Origin of the sequence: Streptomyces sp. NPDC051243, assembly GCF_044455405.1 — a bacterium.
In the GTDB taxonomy this organism is placed as follows: Bacteria; Actinomycetota; Actinomycetes; order Streptomycetales; family Streptomycetaceae; genus Streptomyces.
Genome location: NZ_JBITES010000005.1, coordinates 197732 through 215753, shown reverse-complemented (window position 1 = coordinate 215753; position 18022 = coordinate 197732). Strand labels below are relative to the sequence as shown.

Annotated in this window: 17 protein-coding genes; 11 read left to right on the top strand and 6 right to left on the bottom strand. The window is 70.3% G+C overall.

The window, feature by feature from the left end; genetic code table 11:
* Positions 1-327: 327 nt before the first annotated feature.
* Both ACIBAG_RS14725 and ACIBAG_RS14720 read right to left on the bottom strand, forming a co-directional pair.
* On the bottom strand, positions 328-1356 hold the full coding sequence (locus ACIBAG_RS14725) for an alcohol dehydrogenase catalytic domain-containing protein (protein WP_399105427.1): 1029 nt from the start codon (positions 1354-1356) through the stop codon (positions 328-330).
* A 143-nt stretch (positions 1357-1499) separates the two neighbouring features.
* The gene (locus ACIBAG_RS14720; RefSeq protein ID WP_399104846.1) at positions 1500-2369 is read right to left on the bottom strand and encodes a universal stress protein; all 870 of its coding nucleotides are present in this window, start codon (positions 2367-2369) and stop codon (positions 1500-1502) included.
* Between the two features lie 208 nt (positions 2370-2577).
* On the opposite strand from ACIBAG_RS14720, the gene ACIBAG_RS14715 reads away from it, so the two are divergent.
* Complete coding sequence (locus ACIBAG_RS14715) at positions 2578-3399, top strand: universal stress protein (RefSeq protein WP_399104844.1); 822 nt, start codon at positions 2578-2580, stop codon at positions 3397-3399.
* A 210-nt stretch (positions 3400-3609) separates the two neighbouring features.
* On the opposite strand, the gene ACIBAG_RS14710 is transcribed toward ACIBAG_RS14715, so the two are convergent.
* The gene (locus tag ACIBAG_RS14710) at positions 3610-4281 is read right to left on the bottom strand and encodes a CBS domain-containing protein (protein ID WP_399104842.1); all 672 of its coding nucleotides are present in this window, start codon (positions 4279-4281) and stop codon (positions 3610-3612) included.
* 116 nt (positions 4282-4397) lie between these two features.
* Here ACIBAG_RS14710 and ACIBAG_RS14705 point away from each other — a divergent pair, with 116 nt between their 5' ends.
* A complete protein-coding gene (locus tag ACIBAG_RS14705) occupies positions 4398-5321 on the top strand; it encodes a DUF1918 domain-containing protein (RefSeq protein ID WP_399104840.1) in 924 nt (307 codons plus the stop codon).
* Between the two features lie 58 nt (positions 5322-5379).
* Positions 5380-6387, top strand: coding sequence for an Acg family FMN-binding oxidoreductase (locus tag ACIBAG_RS14700; protein ID WP_399104838.1), 1008 nt, complete (start codon positions 5380-5382; stop codon positions 6385-6387).
* Between the two features lie 22 nt (positions 6388-6409).
* Here ACIBAG_RS14700 and ACIBAG_RS14695 read toward each other — a convergent pair whose 3' ends face one another.
* A complete protein-coding gene (locus ACIBAG_RS14695) occupies positions 6410-7087 on the bottom strand; it encodes a CBS domain-containing protein (protein ID WP_399104836.1) in 678 nt (225 codons plus the stop codon).
* A gap of 198 nt (positions 7088-7285) precedes the next feature.
* On the opposite strand from ACIBAG_RS14695, the gene ACIBAG_RS14690 reads away from it, so the two are divergent.
* The 3 genes from ACIBAG_RS14690 to ACIBAG_RS14680 all read left to right on the top strand — a co-directional run bounded on the left by ACIBAG_RS14690 (position 7286) and on the right by ACIBAG_RS14680 (position 11610).
* Complete coding sequence (locus ACIBAG_RS14690) at positions 7286-8161, top strand: universal stress protein (RefSeq protein WP_399104834.1); 876 nt, start codon at positions 7286-7288, stop codon at positions 8159-8161.
* 57 nt (positions 8162-8218) lie between these two features.
* Positions 8219-10618, top strand: a complete 2400-nt coding sequence (locus ACIBAG_RS14685) for a glycoside hydrolase family 65 protein (protein ID WP_399104832.1) — start codon at positions 8219-8221, stop codon at positions 10616-10618.
* A gap of 113 nt (positions 10619-10731) precedes the next feature.
* On the top strand, positions 10732-11610 hold the full coding sequence (locus ACIBAG_RS14680; protein WP_399104830.1) for a potassium channel family protein: 879 nt from the start codon (positions 10732-10734) through the stop codon (positions 11608-11610).
* A gap of 49 nt (positions 11611-11659) precedes the next feature.
* On the opposite strand, the gene ACIBAG_RS14675 is transcribed toward ACIBAG_RS14680, so the two are convergent.
* On the bottom strand, positions 11660-13021 hold the full coding sequence (locus ACIBAG_RS14675; RefSeq protein WP_399104828.1) for a wax ester/triacylglycerol synthase family O-acyltransferase: 1362 nt from the start codon (positions 13019-13021) through the stop codon (positions 11660-11662).
* Positions 13022-13267: 246 nt separating this feature from the next.
* On the opposite strand from ACIBAG_RS14675, the gene ACIBAG_RS14670 reads away from it, so the two are divergent.
* The 5 genes from ACIBAG_RS14670 to ACIBAG_RS14650 all read left to right on the top strand — a co-directional run bounded on the left by ACIBAG_RS14670 (position 13268) and on the right by ACIBAG_RS14650 (position 17137).
* The gene (locus tag ACIBAG_RS14670) at positions 13268-13948 is read left to right on the top strand and encodes a hypothetical protein (RefSeq protein ID WP_399104826.1); all 681 of its coding nucleotides are present in this window, start codon (positions 13268-13270) and stop codon (positions 13946-13948) included.
* A gap of 86 nt (positions 13949-14034) precedes the next feature.
* Entirely contained in the window at positions 14035-14712 is a 678-nt protein-coding gene (locus ACIBAG_RS14665) for a hypothetical protein (protein WP_399104824.1), read from the top strand.
* 323 nt (positions 14713-15035) lie between these two features.
* Complete coding sequence (dhaK, locus tag ACIBAG_RS14660; protein WP_399104822.1) at positions 15036-16028, top strand: dihydroxyacetone kinase subunit DhaK; 993 nt, start codon at positions 15036-15038, stop codon at positions 16026-16028.
* A gap of 49 nt (positions 16029-16077) precedes the next feature.
* Positions 16078-16677: a dihydroxyacetone kinase subunit DhaL gene (gene dhaL, locus ACIBAG_RS14655; protein WP_399104820.1), complete on the top strand. Its 600-nt coding sequence runs from the start codon at positions 16078-16080 to the stop codon at positions 16675-16677.
* 22 nt (positions 16678-16699) lie between these two features.
* Positions 16700-17137: a PTS-dependent dihydroxyacetone kinase phosphotransferase subunit DhaM gene (locus tag ACIBAG_RS14650; RefSeq protein ID WP_399104819.1), complete on the top strand. Its 438-nt coding sequence runs from the start codon at positions 16700-16702 to the stop codon at positions 17135-17137.
* Positions 17138-17239: 102 nt separating this feature from the next.
* Here ACIBAG_RS14650 and ACIBAG_RS14645 read toward each other — a convergent pair whose 3' ends face one another.
* Positions 17240-17890 carry a TetR/AcrR family transcriptional regulator gene (locus ACIBAG_RS14645; RefSeq protein WP_399104817.1) on the bottom strand — a complete coding sequence of 217 codons (651 nt, stop codon included), beginning with the start codon at positions 17888-17890 and terminating at the stop codon, positions 17240-17242.
* Positions 17891-18022: the final 132 nt, after the last annotated feature.

The window sequence follows — 18022 nt, the reverse complement described above, 5'->3', positions numbered from 1 at the left end:
GGCATGCCACGCATCGTGAAGATCATCATCAGTTGGACAGGCCAGTGGACCGCGTACAGACCGTAGTTGTGCCGGCCTGTGGTCATCACGGGCTCCTCCCAGGGGTGCCCGTGAGGGCTGGGTCAGCCCTTGCTGAGCCGGGACCGCTGCTCACCGCCATCGCGAACCAGCCCCAACCGCTCCGATCATGGTCGTACCAGAACATCGATCGCTCGCCTCCTCCCGGGCTACGGGAAGACGTGGTCCGATGCCCGCGGCTTGCCACCGCCTCCCCTTCAGTTCCATGGCACCGCCGCTCGCCGGCGAGTGTAGGGCCGGACGGCCCGTTCACTCGCGGTGGAGCACAACCTTGAGGGCGCCCGTGGTGGTGCCATGTGAGAACACCTCGTAGGCGTCCTCCATCCGATCGAGGCCGAAGGTGTGGGTGATCAGCTGGGAGACCGGCAGGCGTCCGAACCTCACCAGTTCCAGCAGCCAGGGTGTGGAGGACGTGTCCACCTGGCCGGTGCTGATCGTCACGTTCTTGCGCCACAGGGATTCGAGATGCAGCGTGACCGGTTTGCCGGGCGTGCCGATGTTGGCGATATGCCCTCCTGTACGGACGGCGCGGGTGCACAGGACGAAGCCTTCCGGTTCCCCCGATGCCTCGATGACGACGTCGGCTCCCGCCTCCTCGGAGAGGTCGGCGATCATCTTCCCCGGCAGTTCCGCGGCATCGGCGCCCATGCGGGAGGCGGCTTCCAGCCTGGCCTCGGACAGGTCCACGACGACGATCCGGCGGGGCGAGTAGAGACGCGCGATGACGACCGTGGCGAGACCGACGGGACCCGCTCCCACCACGACGACGATGTCCCCCGGGCCCACATGTCCGTTCCGCACCCCGACCTCGTAGGCGGTGGGGAGGACTTCGGCGAGCAGGACCGCCTCGCCCAGTGGGAGGGCGGAGGGCCGCAGGTGGGTGGAGTATTCGGCGAAGGGCACCCGCACGAACTCGGCCTGCGTCCCGTTGATCAGACTTCCCAGGATCCATCCACCGCCCCCGCGGCACTGTCCGCCCATGTTGTCGCGGCACGCCCGGCAGTGACCGCAGGCCGAGACGGACGACACGATCACCTGGCTCCCGGGGCGCAGGTCGTGGACGTCGCTGCCGACCTCCACGACCTCGCCCACCGCCTCGTGGCCGAGGATCGTCCCCGGTTTCACCTCGGGGAGGTCTCCCCGCAGGATGTGCAGATCACTGCTGCAGACGGTGGTGGCGTCGACGCGCACGATCGCGTCGGTCGCCTCCTCGATCGCGGGATCCGGGACGGTGTCCCAGGAGGTCTGTTCCGGGCCGTGGTAGACGAGCGCTCGCACGGTACTCACTCCCTCGTTCCGTCACTTCCACGGTCGCGCCCGCAGGGCTCCCGGGCAACACGGCTGCCCGTGCACCGCAGCCGGCACAGGACCGAAGCGTGCACACATCAGCCCGGCGCACCGATCTGAAGCGGAGATCCGGCTCAGTCATGCGGAACGACAGCGACGGGACAGGCTCCGTGATGGATGGCAGCCTGGGCCACGGGGCCGAGGTGTGGTGGCAGGCCGTGCCGGTGTGCGCGTCGGCCGACGATCAGGAGCGCGGCGTCTTCGGCGGCCCGAACGACAGCTTTGGAGGGGTTCTCGAGGCGGATGCTCTCGGCCACTTCCACGTGCGGGTACTTCCCGCGCCAGGGGCGGAGGGCATTGCTCAGTTGCTTCTGTGCATCCCGTGTCATCTCCTCGGTGACGTCGTGGTCCACACCCCAGGGCACGCGTGCATGGAGCGGCACGCTTCGGCCGTGGACGGCCAGGAGAGGAACTCCCCTCGCCGCGGCGGTGTGGAAGGAGAAGTCGAGCAGGTCGTCGGAGGATCCGTGCAGTTTCAAGGCCACGACCACGCGGCGCGCGGGTGCCGGGGATGGCGCTTCCTCATGGGTCTCGGCGCGGACCAGTACGACCGGCCGCTCGGCCCGTGCCACGACGGGCATGCTGACGTCGCCCAGGAAGTAGCTCTCGAAAGGCTCCAGTCCTCGGGAACCGAGCACGATCATCTCGGACTCCGACGCCGCTTGGAGCAGGGCGTTCTGGGCGTCGTCGGCGACCAGGTTCCCGACGATGGACAGACCGGGGTGGCGTGCCTGCAGCTCCGCCCGCGCGGTGTGGACGAGGCGCTTCGCCCAGTAGTTCTGATCGACTTCCGAGGGGACGCGGGTCGGTTCCGGTGCCAGCAGTGGCCACGCGTGCAGCAGGCGCAGGGTGAGCTTGCGCTTCTCGGCCTCGTCGGCGGCCCAGCGGGCTGCGGCAAGGCTCTCGGGTGAGCCGTCGAGGCCCACGGTGACGACTGGTTGCATGGCGACGGTCTCCGTCTCGTACGAAGCTGGAAATGACGGTGAATGACGGTGGACGAGTCCGATGGTGTGGATGGACCGGACGTCGCCGACATGCCAGGCCTGGCGCGCTCTCTCCTTCGAGGAGTACCCCAATCTCCTGCGCCGCGCATGTGGACCTGTGGAGGAGAAGGTCGAAGACCTGGAGTTCGGCGCGAGAGGAGACAGGGAGGTGACGATTCCCCTGGTGGTCGGCGTCGACGGGTCCGAGGCGAGCCTCGAGGCGGTGGACTGGGCCGCCGACGAGGCGTACCGGCACGAGCTGCCGCTCCATCTCCTGCACGCGGCGGCGAGGAGCCGCGAGGCGTCCGATGTGCTCGGCGCTGCCTCGGAGCGTGCCAGGGCCGGTGCCCCCACGGTGCGGCTGTCGAGCGAGGTGCTGCATGACGACGCGGCCTCCGCTCTGGTCGACAAGGGGCGCAACGCCTTCGCGCTGGTGCTCGGATCCCGAGGGATCGGGGGCCTCGCCGGGATGCTGCTGGGCTCGGTCAGCCTGGCCGTGGCGGCACGAGCGGACTGCCCGGTCGTCGTGGTGCGCGGCGCGGCGGAGCACCGTGGTGCCGAGTTCGGAGACGTCGTGGTCGGTGTCGAGGACGGGGAGGGCAGCGGCACGGCTGTGCATTTCGCGTTCCGCGAGGCTCATGCTCGCGGCTGCCGGCTGGTGGCGGTGCATGCCTGGAACACCCCGTTCGGTGCCTTCACCACACCTCAAGCCCCACCCTGGTACGCCCTGGAGGCCCATCGACGCCCGCCGGCGCAGGTGCTCGACGACGCCCTGCGCGGCGCGGCGGAGCGGTATGGCGACGTCCCGGTGAGCAGAAGGGTGATCGAGGATCCGGCACGCCAGGCGCTGCTGGAGGCGGCGTCAGGGGCAGACCTGCTGGTCGTCGGCGCCCGCAGGCGACAGGGGCACCTGGGTTTGCAGCTGGGTCTGATCAATCATGCGGTACTGCATCACGCGCCATGCCCGGTCGTGGTCGTTCCCCAGATATGAGCGCTGGACCCGGCGCAGACAGATCACGTCGACGGCCCGCAGCGCATCGAGATCACCGGCTGAGCCCGGGGGGCCGGGCGGCCACCCTGGTTCGTACAGGGTTCGGCCGGCCGACGCCGGTTTCCATGAAGGGTCGGCGGTTCCGTCGCCGCCGACCCTCGCGCAACCAGGGGTCCCGCGGGCCTCTCAGCTTCCCACGTGGACAGCTCCTCAGGTGGCGGGCGAACGTCCGGCGTCGTCGGTCCTGTACGCGATGTGCTCGGCGACCGACACCACACCGTCGACGCTCCGGCACAGCCGCTCGATGACCGGGATCAGGCTCCTGAACTCGACGGAGCCGCGGAGGCTGACCTGGCCCTCGTGCACCTCGACCGTCACCTCCGAGGGATCGAGCCCCATCGTCCGGCGCAGCACGTCCTCGGCGATCTCGTCGCGGATGGCGTCGTCACGGCGCAGGAAGATCCGCAGCAGATCGCCGCGGCTGACGATGCCCAGGAGCCGGTCCGTCTCGTCCACCACAGGCAGCCGCTTGACTTGGTGAGTCTCCATCAGACGGGCGGCCTCGACCACATTCCACTCCGGACGTGCGCAGACCGCCGGAGCCGACATCAGTTCCTCGGCGCGAGCCCCTTCGACCTTGGCCCTCTCCCAAGCCTCCAAGTGCGGAACAGGGGCCCTGCCTGACGGGTCGGTTTGGTCGGCGCTCTTGCGCAGCAGGTCGGCCTCCGACACCACCCCGAGGGGATGGTCCCGATCGTCCACCACGGGTACGGCGGTGACGTCGTTCTCCGTCAGCAGCCTGACGATCTCCTTGAACGGCATGTCACGCCGCGCCCGGACCACGTCCCGGGTCATGAGCTCCGCGACCGTTCGGTGCTGCATGTTGCCTCCCGGATACCGGCCGCCGACCTCGCGAATTGGGGCCTTTCGCCCCATGCGGCGGCGTGTCGCGCGTGGCACGTTGGATACAGCACCATTCTGCGGAGAGGGCGGCGATCATGCGAGCTCACCTCGGCGACCAACTCGTCATCGAAAGCCCGGCGACCGGGGCCACCAGGCGCGACGGCGAGATCGTCGGACTCCACCATGAGGATGGAACACCCCCCTACGACGTGCGCTGGTCGGACACGGACGAAGTGACGCTCGTGTTCCCCGGGCCCGACGCGCACATCCGCCATGTCGAGCACGCGCAGCCCAGCACCGCCCACGAGTCTGCCCGGCCGGACATGGGTGAGGCGGAGGCCGTGTCCGCGGCCGCCCCACCGACCGAGACGCCCAACCCCGGCGACATCGGTCGGCGCGTAGCTGTCGAGCGTCGGAGACAGCGGCTCAGCCGGGAGGAAACAGCCCGCCGCGCACGAATGTCCGCCGAGTATCTGGCGTACCTGGAGGAACGGCCCGCCGACCCGAGTGTGGCAACTCTCATCAGGCTGGCCGACGCGCTGGGCACGACCGTCACCGCCCTGCGGGGAGGAGGCATCGACCTCCCGCCCGGTCAAGGCCACGCGCTGCTGCATCCTCGGCTACGGGACCTGAGCCCGAAAGACTGCCGCACTCTGCTGTCCACGCACGGGGTGGGACGCATCGCGGTGTCGACGCCCGACGGACGCCCGGCGGTCGTCCCGGTCAACTACGAGGTCATCGACGACATGATCGTGTTCCGGACCTCGCCCGACTCCGTGCCCTCGGCGGCCGTGGGTATGGAGGTCGCCTTCGAGGTCGACCACGTAGACGAGGCTCTGAGCCAGGGCTGGAGTGTGCTGGCGGTCGGCCCGGCAAGCGTGGTGACGGAACCCGATGCCGTGCGCAGGCTCTCGCAACGCGCCCACACCACGCCGTGGGCGGGCGGCGCACGCGAGATGTGGGTGTCGATCCGGCCCACGAGCCTCACAGGCCGCCGCATCACTCCGGCCGATCAGTAGGCGGCCAGGGGCAGCGGCCTCGTCCCGGCGTGCCACCGACTCGTGAGGGGAGGCTCCGGTGAGCCGACAGCTGAGCCACCACACACCGTCCGACGAACGGGTGGCGGCCCTGGTCCACGACGCCGCGGCCGCCCCGTCGATGCACAACGCGCAACCCTGGCGCTTCCGCTATTTCCGGAGGGCGCGCACGTTCGAGCTGTTTGCCGACTTCGACCGCGCCATGCCGCACTCCGACCCCGACACTCGCGGCCTCCATCTCGGCTGCGGCGCCGCACTGTTGAACCTCAGGGTCGCCGCGGTCCACGAGGGCTGGCACCCGGAAACCCGGCTGCTGCCCGACTCCACCGACCGGGCCCTGCTCGCGAGCGTGCGGTTGACCGGCACCGCGGGCGGCGGCGAGAGCGACCTCGGCGCGCTGTATCCGGCGATCCATCAACGGCACAGCAGCCGCTACCCGTTCGAGGAGACGAAGATCCCCGAAGCGGTGCGGGAAGCTCTCGGCGAGGCCGCCCGCGATGAGGGAGCGGCCCTGTCCTTCCCCACTTCCTGGCGTCTGCAGGACGTGCTGGAACTGGTCCAGGAAGCCGAGGCACGCAACATCACCGACCCCGGCAGCGACCAGGACCTGACGCGGTGGACCCAGGTCGACGCCGCCTCGGTGAACACCGCCGACGACGGCGTCCCGCAGTACGCCTTCGGCCCGCGCAAGCGTGGGGGCAGGGCCCCGATGCGCGACTTCGCCGGCCACCGGCAGGTCGCGGGACGGGACGCCGCGGACTTCGAGCAGAACCCTCAGCTGGCCCTCCTCAGCACGGCCCACGACCACCCGGAGGACTGGCTCCGCGCCGGCCAGGCCATGGAACACGTCCTGCTGCTGGCCACCCTCAAGGGTCTGTCCAGTTCCTTCGTCACCCAGCCCCTCGAATGGACGGACCTGCGCTGGCCGCTGCGCGACCCGACGACGGGGACGGGCTACCAGCAGTTGCTGCTGCGTTTGGGATACGGGCCCAAAGGTCCCAGCACACGGCGCCGCCCGGTGACGGAGGTACTCGTCATCCAGCCGTGACCCAGCCCAACCACGCCTCAGATCACCGCGCGGTCTCCGGCCGGTCCTGGGCCGTGTCCTCCCCGCTGAGCTGCGATTCGACATCCACCACGCCCTCCACGGCGCGGACGAGGCGCTCGGCGACCCAGACCAGCGAGGTGTCGTGGACCCGCCCACGAAGCGTGACTACCCCGTCGTGCACGGACACGTGGATGGTGTGACTGAGTGCGGGGAACAGATAGGACACCACGGTGCGGCGGACTTCCTCCTCGATGTCCTCGTCCGGCCGCAGGAAGACCTTCAGCAGGTCGGCACGACTCACGATGCCCTGCAGCCGGTCCTCGTCATCGACGACGGGCAGCCGTTTGAGGTGCTTCACGGCCATGATCCGGGCTGCCTGGGCCAGGGTGACGTCGGGGTGGACCGTGACGGCGGGGGTGCTCATGAGTTCCTCCGCTGTCACCGCACCCGCCTTGGCGAGATCGGACAGACGCCTGATCTGCTCGGAGCGGGTGAGGTCGCGGTCCCGGAACTCCTCCTTGGGCAGCAGGTCGGCCTCGGAAACCATTCCGATGACCCGCCCGTCGCCCTCCACGACCGGCACGGCACTGACCTGCCACTGCTCCATCGCCCGCACGATCTCCTTGAACCGCGCGCCACGTCCGACAGCCACCACGGGCAGGGTCATCACATCGCTCACGATGTGCGGAGTGCCAGGCATGTCCTGAGTCCTTGAGGTGCTCGCCGGAGAAGGTCGTTCGGCCGTATGCCTCCAGCATCACCGCAACCTGGCGTACCGCAATCCGGCCGAGGGCCGCCCGGGCCGAGAGCCGGTCCGTATGTCGCGGCGGTTCGCGAGCGGTGCGACGGTAGTCGCAGGGGGTCTCTCAGCAGCCGGACGGACGAGGCGGTGGCGGCGATGGAACTCCCGCTGGTCGTGGGTGTCGACGGATCGGACTCGAGTCTGCTGGCGGTCGACTGGGCGGTGGACGAAGCCGCACGCCACGGGCTGCCGCTGCGCTTGCTCCACGCCTCCCGCTGGGAGCGGTACGAGAGGAGCCGGCCGTCCCTAAGCACCGATCGTCCTGCCGAGGAAGCCATGGTGCAGCACATCATCGCCTCCTGCACGGAACGTGCCCGGCTCCGCAATCCTGAGGTGAAGGCGTCGGGCGAGGTACTGCCCGACGATGCCGTGTCCATGCTCCTGGCGGCGGGTCACGAGGCGTTCGCCCTGGTCACGGGCTCCCGCGGACGCGGCGCGATCACCGGGCTGCTACTGGGATCGGTCAGCCTCGCGGCGGCGGCTCGCGCGGTCTGCCCCGTCATCGTGGTCCGTGGCTCGGAGCGGAATCTTCAGGGGTCCTTCGGCCGGGTCGTGGTGGGAGTCGGCGACTCGACCAGCGGCGACGGTGCCGTACGGTTCGCCGCCCACGAGGCCAAGGCCCGCGGCTGTGCCCTGACGGCCGTACGGGCCTGGCGCAGCCCGGCTCAAGAGCACGCGGACCAGCCGCTCATCGCGGACGACGCCTCAGGGGCGAATGAGGAGCAGGCCTCCGACCGCCTCACCGACGCGCTCCGTGAGACCGTACGGGAGCACCCCGAGGTCGAAGTACACCGTCGGCCGGTCGAAGGCCCCGCTCACCGCGTCCTGCTGGAGGCATCGGCCGAGGCCGATCTGATCGTCGTCGGCGCTCTGCGTCGGCACGGTCACTTCGGTCTGCAACTCGGCCGGGTCGCCCACACCTTGCTGCACCACTCCGAGTGCCCGGTCGCCGTCATCCCTCAGCGGGTCTGAGGATCCCGGCGCGGGCCGGGGCTCCCACGGCTTCACAGGGAGAAGGAAGGGCGGCGGATGTCGGAGTGGACGTGGGAGTGGGAGGGCTACGACCCCGATGCCGAGGGCTTGCGTGAATCGCTCTGCACGCTCGGCAACGGCTACTTCGCCACCCGCGGCGCTCTGCCGGAGTGCCGGGCGGGCCTGGTGCACTGCCCGGGGACCTACGCGGCCGGCTGCTACGACCGTCTGGAGTCGACCGTGTCGGGGCGACAAGTGGTGAACGAGGACCTGGTCAACCTCCCGAACTGGCTGCTCCTGCGGTTCCGTCTGCGCCGCGCCGCGGGAGAGTGGGGCCGGTGGTTCTCCCCTGACACCCATGCCCTCCTGGACCACCGGCACACCCTTGACCTGCGCCATGCCACGCTCACCCGCTCGTTCCGTCACCGGGATGACGAGGTGGGCGTGCTCGGCGTCGAGCAGACCCGCCTGGTGCACATGGAGGATCCACATGTGGCCGCGCTGAAGACCGTCTTCACTGCCGAGGACTGGTCGGGAGAGATCGAGATCGAGTCCTGTCTCGACGGCGACGTGATCAACAGCAATGTGCACCGTTACCGCGCACTCAACCGCCGCCATGTGGCACATGTGCGGACAGGGGCGCAGGATCCCCACACGGTCTGGCTGAGCTGCCGGACGAGTACCTCGGACATCGGTGTGGCCATGGCCGCCAGGACGGTCGTCGTCGGCCGTCCCTCGGCCTTGTCGGAGCTTCGGCCGGCTCGCCGCCGTGCGGTCCACCGCATGGTGGTCCCGATCGCCATCGGTCGGCCCGTCACCGTGGAGAAGACCGTGGCGCTGCACACCTCACGCGACATGGCGATCAGCGATCCCCTCGGCGAAGCGGTCGACCGGGTGTCCAGCGCGGCAGGTTTCCCGGCCCTGCTGGACTCCCACGTCGCTTCTTGGGAGCGGCTGTGGCGGCGCGCGGACATTCAGGTGCCGGGCCAGGCCGGTCGCATCCTGCGCTTCCACCTCTTTCACGTCCTGCAGACGCTGTCCCCGCACACCGCGGATCTCGACGTGGGTGTCCCGGCGCGCGGGCTGCACGGCGAGGCGTACCGGGGTCATGTCTTCTGGGACGAGCTGTTCGTCCTGCCGTATCTCAACCTGCACTTCCCGGAGGTCTCCCGGGCCCTGCTGAACTACCGCTACCGCCGTCTTGCGCGGGCCTGCCGGGCGGCCGCCGCAATCGGCCGGGCCGGGGCGATGTACCCGTGGCAGAGCGGCAGTGACGGCCGTGAGGAGACCCAGGAGTGGCATCTCAACCCACGCTCGGGGCGCTGGCTGCCGGACCACTCCCGGCTTCAGCACCATGTGGGTTCGGCGATCGCGTACAACGTGTGGCAGTACTGCGAGGCCACCGGCGACACCGAGTTCCTGCACACCAAGGGCGCGGAGATACTGCTCCAGATCGCTCGCTTCTGGGCGGGCCTCGCGGTCTTCGACCCCGGCACGGGCCGCTACCGCATCCGCGGTGTCGTCGGCCCCGACGAGTACCACGACGCCTACCCTGGTGCCGCGCTACCGGGACTGGACGACAACACGTACACCAACGTCACCGCCGCCTGGGTCCTCGTGCGCGCCCTGGACCTGCTGCGCCGCCTCCCCGCCTGGCGCCGCGAGGAACTGTTCGAGCGCGTTCGACTGGGCGGCGACGAACTCCCGAGGTGGGAGGAGATCTCCCGGCGGCTGCGAGTGCCGTTCCACCAGGGTGTCATCAGCCAGTTCGAGGGTTACGACGACCTCGCCGAGCTCGACTGGGACGCCTACCGGGCGCGCCACACGAGCATCCGGCGGCTGGACCGGATCCTGGAGGCCGAGGGCGACACGGTCAACCGCTACAAGGCGTCCAAGCAGGCCGATGTCCTCATGCTCGGCCATCTGTTCTCGCCCGCCGAGCTGCGGACCCTGTTCCGGCACCTCGGGTACGACCTGGACGACGAGGTCTGGCGACGGACCGTCGACTACTACCTGCGGCGCACCAGCCACGGCTCCACGCTCAGCGGGCTCGTCCACGGTCTGGTTCTCGCCAGGGACAGGCGAGCAGAGGCGTGGAGTTACGTCCAGGAGGCTCTGGAGGCCGACATCGCGGACATCCAGGGCGGCACGACCGGCGAAGGCATCCATCTCGGGGCGATGGCCGGAACCCTCGACCTGGTTCAGCGCGGTCTGACGGGACTGGGGACGGGCGAGGACGCCCTGTGGCTGGACCCGGTGCCTCTTCCGGCGCTCTCCGAGTACGGATTCTCGCTGCGCTACCGCGGCCACTGGGGTGTCGGCATCCGGCGCCGGAGCGGACAGCTGGAGATCAGTGTGCCCGACTCGGACGAGTCACCGATCCGCGTGGTGCTGGCCGACCGCGCCGTGACCGTCGCGCCCGGGGAGACGTGCACGCTCGTGCTGCCGGCGAGTTGATCCGCACGGAGGGGCGTGCCGGGCTCCGCGTTGGGCGCGTGATCCGTCAGTTTGAGGCCTGGGCTTCGAAAGCGGAAGTTCTGCGGAAGGTGGCATTGCTGTGGGAGGCGTGCATGAAGTGGTTGGTCTCGCTGGTCGGTGCCGGGCTCGTCATGATCGCCCTTCGGGACCTGTTCCACACGCTCTGGCACCCCACCCGCCACGGCGGGCTGAGCCGCCTCGTGATGACGGCGCTGTGGCGGCTGGCCCGACGCTTTCGTGCGCGCAGGCGGGTGGTCGGGCTGGTGGGACCGCTCGCGATGGTGACGGTGGTGGGCATGTGGGCCGGAACCGTCATCATCGGCTGGGCCGTCGTCTACTGGCCGCACATGCCGGAGGCGTTCACCTTCTCCGCCGGTTCCAAGGCGGCACAGGAACCGGCTCTGCTCGACTCGCTGTACCTGTCGCTCGTCACGGTGGCCACCCTGGGCCTGGGTGACATCGCGCCGGGCGAGGGCTGGCTGCGCCTGGTCTCACCGCTGGAGGCCCTCATCGGCTTCGCCCTGCTGACGGCCATGGTCTCCTGGGTGCTGGAGATCTACCCGGCGCTGACCCGCAGAAGGGTCCTCGCCATCCGCCTGGCGCTGCTGCGCGACGCGGACCCGACGCCCGGACAGCTCGACTCCACTGCGGGGGCCCTGCTACTGGACAGCCTGGCCACCGAAGTCGTTCGCGTCCGCCTCGACTTCACCCAGTACGCCGAGGCGTACTACTTCCATGACGGGGAGGACCACTCGTCACTGGCGGCCATGGTCGGCTACGCCGCCGCCCTCGCCGAGCGCGGACAGACAGCGCGGCGGCCCGAGGTACGACTGGCCGGTGACCTGCTCGCCGGTGCGCTGGCAGACCTCGCCGCCATCCTTGACCAGCGTTTCCTCCATACGGGAGGGCCCCCGGCGGAGGTGTTCGCCGCGTACGCCACCGACCATGGCCGCGGCCGCCCGCAGCCCTGAGCGAGGGTGTACTCCGAGGCGGCGGGCGATTCGGTGGAGCGTCGGCAGCTCAGAACCGGTCCAGCGCCTCCGCCATCCCGGCGGCGAAGACGTCCAGGTCCGGGACGGTGTCCGCGTCGCCGACCAGCGAGAAGTTGAGCTGTCCGGCGTAGGAGATCACTCCGACGCTGAGGGGCACGTTCCCCTGCACCACGCCCAATTGGAACAGCTCCCTGAACCGGGCGCCCGCGAGGCTCACGGGCATGGCCGGGCCGGGGATGTTGCTCGTGAACAGATTGACCAGCCGCTGGTGGAACATGGCCTGCACCAGTAGCGGCAGGGCAAGCCGGCCCATGGGCTGGTAAGGAGGCGACTGTTTGCGTGACGCAGTGGCAGCCGCGATTTGTTGCAGCCCTCGAAGCGGGTCGTTCTCGCTCACCGGTAGCGGCACCAGCATGATGCCCACGCGGTTTCCCCAGGCCCGTCCGTCCGCCGCCGAGGTGCGCAGGGATGCCGCCACCGAAGCCGTGACGGTCAGTCCGGGCGTCAGCTCACCCCGGGCCTGGAGCAGCCCGCGCGCTCCCGCGGCGACGGCCGTGAGCACGACGTCGTTGATCGTCGCCCGGTGGAGGTGCGCCGTGGCCCTGATGCCCTCCAGGTCTGCCCGGAGGAGGAGAAGACGCCGGTGCCTGCCGACCGGACGGTTCATCGACAGCTGAGGGGCCGGGCGCTCGTTCCGGAGTCGGCGTGCTTGTGCTGCCAGGAAACGAAGGCTAGTGGTCGCACGAGCCGGAGATCCGAGTGCGCGCGCTGCACCGGTCAGGGTTACGCGGTACCGGCGGAGGCTGTCCGAGCACAGTGCCCCCATGCCGGGAGGTGACTGAGGTGACCACGAGCAGGGGGCGGAGGACACCCCATCGCCGGCCGAATCGAGCAGCGCGCCCATCAGCGTGAGGGCGGCGAGACCGTCGGCGACCGCGTGGTGCAGGCGGACGAGTATCGCGACGGTGCCGTCGTCGAGCCCGGGCAGCAGCCACAGCTCCCACAGGGGGCGCGAGCGGTCCAGCGGCGGCTCGTACAACTCCGCGCACAGGCCGAGCAGGGCAGCCTCGTCGCCGGGGCGGGGAATCTCCTGAGTTCGCACGTGGTCACGGATGTCGAATCGCGGGTCGTCGACCCAAAGGGGCGGCCCCAGACCGAAGGGGGGCCGGTACAGCACCTGCCGCAGGCGAGGGGCAAGGCTCAGACGAGCCTCGATGTGTTCGCGAACCGCACCCGAACGCAGCCGCCCGTGCTCATCCATGAGCGGCGCCCCTTCCGCGAAGGCGAGCGCGGCGACGTGCATGGGTACTCCGCGAGTCTCGATGCGCAGGTTGCTCACATCCAGCGGGCTCAGCCGCTCGATCCGGCCCTCCGTGGTCCCGTTCGGCACGTCCCACCACATCCCTGGCGACGTCAGCGCCACGCCTCTGGTCACCACGGCCGACGCCGCGCCCGTCCCTGATGGCGACGGTCCGGCGAGGCGGTTCGCCAGCCCTCTTCCATTGTGCGAAACCCGTCGTACGAGGCCAAGGCAGCCTTCCTGCGCCAACCACTGCCACCGCCCCGTCCGGCTCACCGCCGCGCCGGGGACGCGCGCGCCGACCACACTGGAGGTGCCGGCCCGGAGGAGGTTGTGATGGACGCGAACACGGACGCCCGACCACTGCTGCTGGACAGTGCCATTCCGGACTTCCGCTTCACACGTCTGGAGTGCACGACCGTCGCCGTCGGCCCGTCTCCGACGTACCGGGCAGCGCGCGACCTCGATCTCCTCACGATCCACTCTGCGCTGTTCGACCTGGTCGCTCGGGCACGCGGCCTGCCCGACCGGCTGCGCGGCAAACCCGCTCCGCGACCGGCGTCGATGCGGCTGGCCGATCTCTTCGACACGACGACCAAGGACCGGCACGGCCAGGAACAGCGGGAGGACCAGCAGGAGCAACCGTGGGTCGGACTCGGCGAGGATCCTGGGCGGGAGCTGGTCTTCGGCGCCATAGGCAAGGCGTGGCAGCCGTCCATCCAGTGGCGCCGGGTCGAGCCCGGTGACTTCCCGGAGTTCACGGAGCCCGGCTGGGCGAAGATCGCCGCCGCAATGGTGGTCCACCCCTATGGCACCGGGCGGTCCCTGCTGACCTACGAGGCGCGCACGGCCTGCACCGACCAGGCCGCCACCAGACGCTTCGCCCGCTACTGGACGCTCGTCTCGCCCGGTGTCGGCATCGTCATGCGCGCGGCGTTGCAGGCGATCAAGGCAGCGGCGGAGGAAGGGGTCAGGTCCGCGAGCGGTGCGCGCAGCACCTCGCCGGACGGGACCTGACGGGTGTCAGGGCCGTCTGCAAGCGTGCTCGGTGACGCTTCCGCGTTCCTGTGGTACCAGCGGGACGGAGCTGAGACGCTGAAGACATGAGCGAGCACCGGCCCACGGCTGGGCAACGTTCCTTCGGTGTGGCTGCCGCAGCGCTGACCCTGTACGGCATCTTCCTGAGACCGCGGGTGCTGAGGTGGGGCGCGACGGACGAGGAAGCCGGCCACAGCTACCCCGGTGACGAGCTCATCCCCGATCCCGACGGATCGTCGACCATGGCTACGACCCTGCCGGTGCCACCCGAAGGGGTCTGGCCCTGGCTGCAGCAGATGGGCTGCAACCGTGGCGGCTGGTACAGCTGGGACCGTCTGGACAACGGCGGACACCCGAGCGCGGAACGTATCGTCCCGCAGTGGCAGCGCCTCGAGCAGGGACAGCACCTGGACTCCGTGCCGAGCGGGGAGGTCTGGTTCACCGTCGCGGTCCTGGAACTGGGGCGGACACTGGTCCTGCGCTCGCAGACGACACTGCCCTCCGGACGCCCCTTCGACAGGTTGGACGAGCCACCGCCGCGTGCGTACGCCGACTCGATCTGGGGCTTCCACCTGCGGCCGGCGCCCGGCGGGAGGACCCGGCTGGTGGTCCGCGCTCGGGGCCGCAGCCGCCCGCGGCCCCTCACCCGACCCATGGACTTGCTGTTCTGGGAACCCGCCCACCTGATCATGCAGGCCCGGCAGTTCCACAATCTGCGCACGCGTGTCAGTACGACGGCATGAGCCCGGGTAGGACGCCAATGGCCAGGGCTCTTGGACACCGCAAGCCGGGGCACGAGCCCAGGGCAAGCCCCGGAACGCTCGCGCACGTGACGATCGCCAAGGCAAGGGCGATACTGCCGACATCAGGGCTCCGGCGACGACACGCACCACGACCCCAGACATCTGACGACCCGTCATCAAAGTCAGCATTAAGTCAGCATCAGTACCGCCGGAACCCACCCCCGACCGCCATGGACCGCCAAGATCGACAACCGGCCCCACCCACTATGAGCTGGGTAAACGCAGATCATAAGCCCAGCTGCCAATCTCACCAGGAGGTATCCATGAAGATGTTGATCAACGTCGCGGAGACCGTGGTCGCGGACGCCCTGCGCGGGATGGCGGCCGCTCATCCCGACCTGGTCGTCGATGTGGAGAACCGGGTGGTCGTACGGCGGGACGCACCCGTGGCGGGGAAGGTCGCCCTCATCTCCGGCGGCGGGTCGGGGCACGAGCCGCTGCACGGTGGATTCGTGGGTCCGGGGATGCTGTCGGCGGCGTGCCCCGGCGAGGTTTTCACGTCCCCGGTTCCGGACCAGATGGCCCGTGCCGCGGCCGCGGTGGACAGCGGTGCGGGCGTGCTGTTCATCGTGAAGAACTACACGGGGGACGTCCTCAACTTCGACATGGCCGCCGAGCTCGCCGAGGACGAGGGCATCCAGGTCGCGAAGGTGCTCGTCAACGATGACGTGGCGGTCACCGACAGCCTCTACACCGCCGGGCGGCGCGGCACGGGCGCGACCCTGTTCGTGGAGAAGATCGCCGGTGCAGCCGCGGACGAGGGGCAGCCACTGGAGCGGGTGGCGGCGATCGGGCGTCAGGTCAACGAGAACTCCCGCAGCTTCGGTGTCGCCCTCAGCGCCTGCACCACGCCGGCCAAGGGCAGCCCCACCTTCGACCTGCCGCCCGGCGAGCTGGAGTTGGGCATCGGCATCCACGGTGAGCCCGGCCGGGAGCGGCGGGCGATGATGACGTCCGGCGAGATCGCCGATTTCGCCGTGGGCGCGATCCTGGACGACATGGCCCCCCGCAACCCCGTCCTCGTCCTGGTCAACGGCATGGGCGGGACACCGCTGTTGGAGCTGTACGGCTTCAACGCCGAGGTCCAGCGGGTCCTCACCGAACGCGGTGTCGCCGTCGCCCGCACCCTCGTCGGCAACTACGTCACCTCGCTCGACATGGCCGGCGCCTCGGTCACCCTCTGCCAGGTCGACGAGGAGCTGCTGCGGCTGTGGGACGCGCCGGTGCGGACACCGGGGCTACGGTGGGGCATGTGATCCGGCGGAGTCACACGATCGCAAGGCAACTGTCACGCAAGGAGATCCAGTGCTCGACGCCGATTTCTTCCGCCGTTGGATGACGGCGACCGCCACCGCCGTCGACCGCGAGGCGGAACGGCTCACCGCCCTCGACTCGGCGATCGGGGACGCCGACCACGGCAGCAATCTGCAACGCGGGTTCACCGCCGTCTCCGCCGCGCTGGAGAAGGAGGCCCCGGCGACGCCCGGCGCGATCCTGACGCTCGCCGGGCGACAGCTCATCTCGACGGTCGGCGGGGCGTCGGGCCCGCTGTACGGGACGCTGCTGCGCCGCACCGGCAAGTCGCTCGGGGACGCCGCCGAGGTGGGCGAGGAGCAACTCGCCCAGGCGCTGCGGGCGGGGGTGGACGCCGTCATGGCGCTCGGTGGCGCGGCGCCGGGCGACAAGACCATGATCGACGCGCTGGTGCCGGCCGTGGACGCACTGGGCGACGGCTTCGCCGCGGCGCGGGCCGCCGCCGAGGAGGGCGCCCTGGCGACGACGCCGTTGCAGGCCCGCAAGGGGCGGGCGAGTTATCTCGGGGAGCGCAGCATCGGGCACCAGGATCCCGGGGCCACGTCGTCGGCGCTGCTGATCGCGGGGTTGGCGGAGGCCAACGGTGAGTGACGAGGCGGTGGGTGACAGGGCCGTGGCTGACAACGCGGTGGCCGAAGAGAGGACGGGCGAGCGGCTCGTCGGCATCGTGCTGGTCTCGCACAGCGCGCAGGTGGCCGCCTCGGTGGCCGAGCTGGCGCAGGGGCTCGCGGGCGGCGGAACGGCCGTGCCGGTGGCCCCGGCGGGCGGCACCGAGGGCGGCGGCCTCGGCACCAGCGCCGAGCTGATCGCGGCGGCGGCCGCTTCCGTGGACCGCGGCGCCGGGGTCGCCGTGCTGACCGACCTGGGCAGCGCGGTCCTCACCGTGAAGGCATTGCTCGCGGAAGGCGACGAACTCCCTGCCGGCACACGCCTGGTGGACGCCCCCTTCGTCGAGGGCGCGGTGGCCGCGGTCGTCACGGCGTCCACCGGCGCCGACCTCTCGGCGGTGGAGGCGGCGGCCGCGGAGGCGTACTCGTACCGGAAGGTGTGAGCCGGCAGAACAGCCGCCGATCGGAGGCGCCTCCCACATTGCCGAAGGCACCTCCCACACCTCCGAAGGCACGTCACACACCTCCGAAGGCACCTCCCACACCTACGCCACCCCTTCCGCCACGACCTCCATCGCCGACCGCAGCGTCGCCATCAGCTCGGCCTGTGTCGTCTCCGGGTCCGGCGCCGCGTCGGTGGTGTGCCAGGCGTGGTACTCGACCGCCGCGCGCAGCGCCGCGTTGACCATGGCCGCCTGGATCGCCGGGCGCAGGTCGTCGGCGGGCAGGCCGGCGCGTTCGGCGAGGGCGCGGGCGAAGGCCGGCTCGGCCTCGTCGTACGTCTGGAGCCAGATCGCGCGCAGTCCGGGTTCGGTACGGGTCAGCCGTACCAGCGCCCCCACGGTCGAGCGGTCGGGTACGGCCGCCAGGTTCCCCTCGGCCGCGAACTCCCGGTCGAGGACACCCTCCAGAGGCTCCCCGGGACGCCACTTCCTCAGGCACTCGGCGATCACGTCGATACCGGCCGAGAACAGCGGCCGTACGCAGCTCTCCTTGCTGGGGAAGTAGCGCCACACCGTTCGCGCCGAGACACCGACCGCCGCGCCGATCTGCTCGCCCGTGGTCGCCGCCACGCCCTGACTGACGAACAGGTCCACCGCCGCCCGCGCGATCTCCAGCCGGATCTCGGCCTTGCGCTCCTCCGTCAGGGGCGGTCGTCCCGTAGGTCGTCTCGTGCCTTGGCGGGCTGCGGTCATGGTCTCCTCCGGCCGGCGTTGATCGCTCTCCCGGAATTCTCCCCGAAGACTTTATGTCACTCAGAGACATTAAGCCGTAAGGTGCAGCCCCAGGCGCATTCGACGGGTCATCCCGGCGGCATCGGGCGTCGA

Excerpts from the sequence above, each read along its gene's own strand:
- ACIBAG_RS14720 (WP_399104846.1), bottom strand. The coding sequence starts at position 2,369 with ATGCAACCAGTCGTCACCGTGGGCCTCGACGGCTCACCCGAGAGCCTT.
- ACIBAG_RS14710 (WP_399104842.1), bottom strand. The coding sequence starts at position 4,281 with ATGCAGCACCGAACGGTCGCGGAGCTCATGACCCGGGACGTGGTCCGG.
- ACIBAG_RS14705 (WP_399104840.1), top strand. The coding sequence starts at position 4,398 with ATGCGAGCTCACCTCGGCGACCAACTCGTCATCGAAAGCCCGGCGACC.
- ACIBAG_RS14695 (WP_399104836.1), bottom strand. The coding sequence starts at position 7,087 with ATGCCTGGCACTCCGCACATCGTGAGCGATGTGATGACCCTGCCCGTG.
- ACIBAG_RS14690 (WP_399104834.1), top strand. The coding sequence starts at position 7,286 with ATGGAACTCCCGCTGGTCGTGGGTGTCGACGGATCGGACTCGAGTCTG.
- ACIBAG_RS14685 (WP_399104832.1), top strand. The coding sequence starts at position 8,219 with ATGTCGGAGTGGACGTGGGAGTGGGAGGGCTACGACCCCGATGCCGAG.
- ACIBAG_RS14680 (WP_399104830.1), top strand. The coding sequence starts at position 10,732 with ATGAAGTGGTTGGTCTCGCTGGTCGGTGCCGGGCTCGTCATGATCGCC.
- ACIBAG_RS14670 (WP_399104826.1), top strand. The coding sequence starts at position 13,268 with ATGGACGCGAACACGGACGCCCGACCACTGCTGCTGGACAGTGCCATT.
- ACIBAG_RS14665 (WP_399104824.1), top strand. The coding sequence starts at position 14,035 with ATGAGCGAGCACCGGCCCACGGCTGGGCAACGTTCCTTCGGTGTGGCT.
- dhaK (WP_399104822.1), top strand. The coding sequence starts at position 15,036 with ATGAAGATGTTGATCAACGTCGCGGAGACCGTGGTCGCGGACGCCCTG.
- ACIBAG_RS14645 (WP_399104817.1), bottom strand. The coding sequence starts at position 17,890 with ATGACCGCAGCCCGCCAAGGCACGAGACGACCTACGGGACGACCGCCC.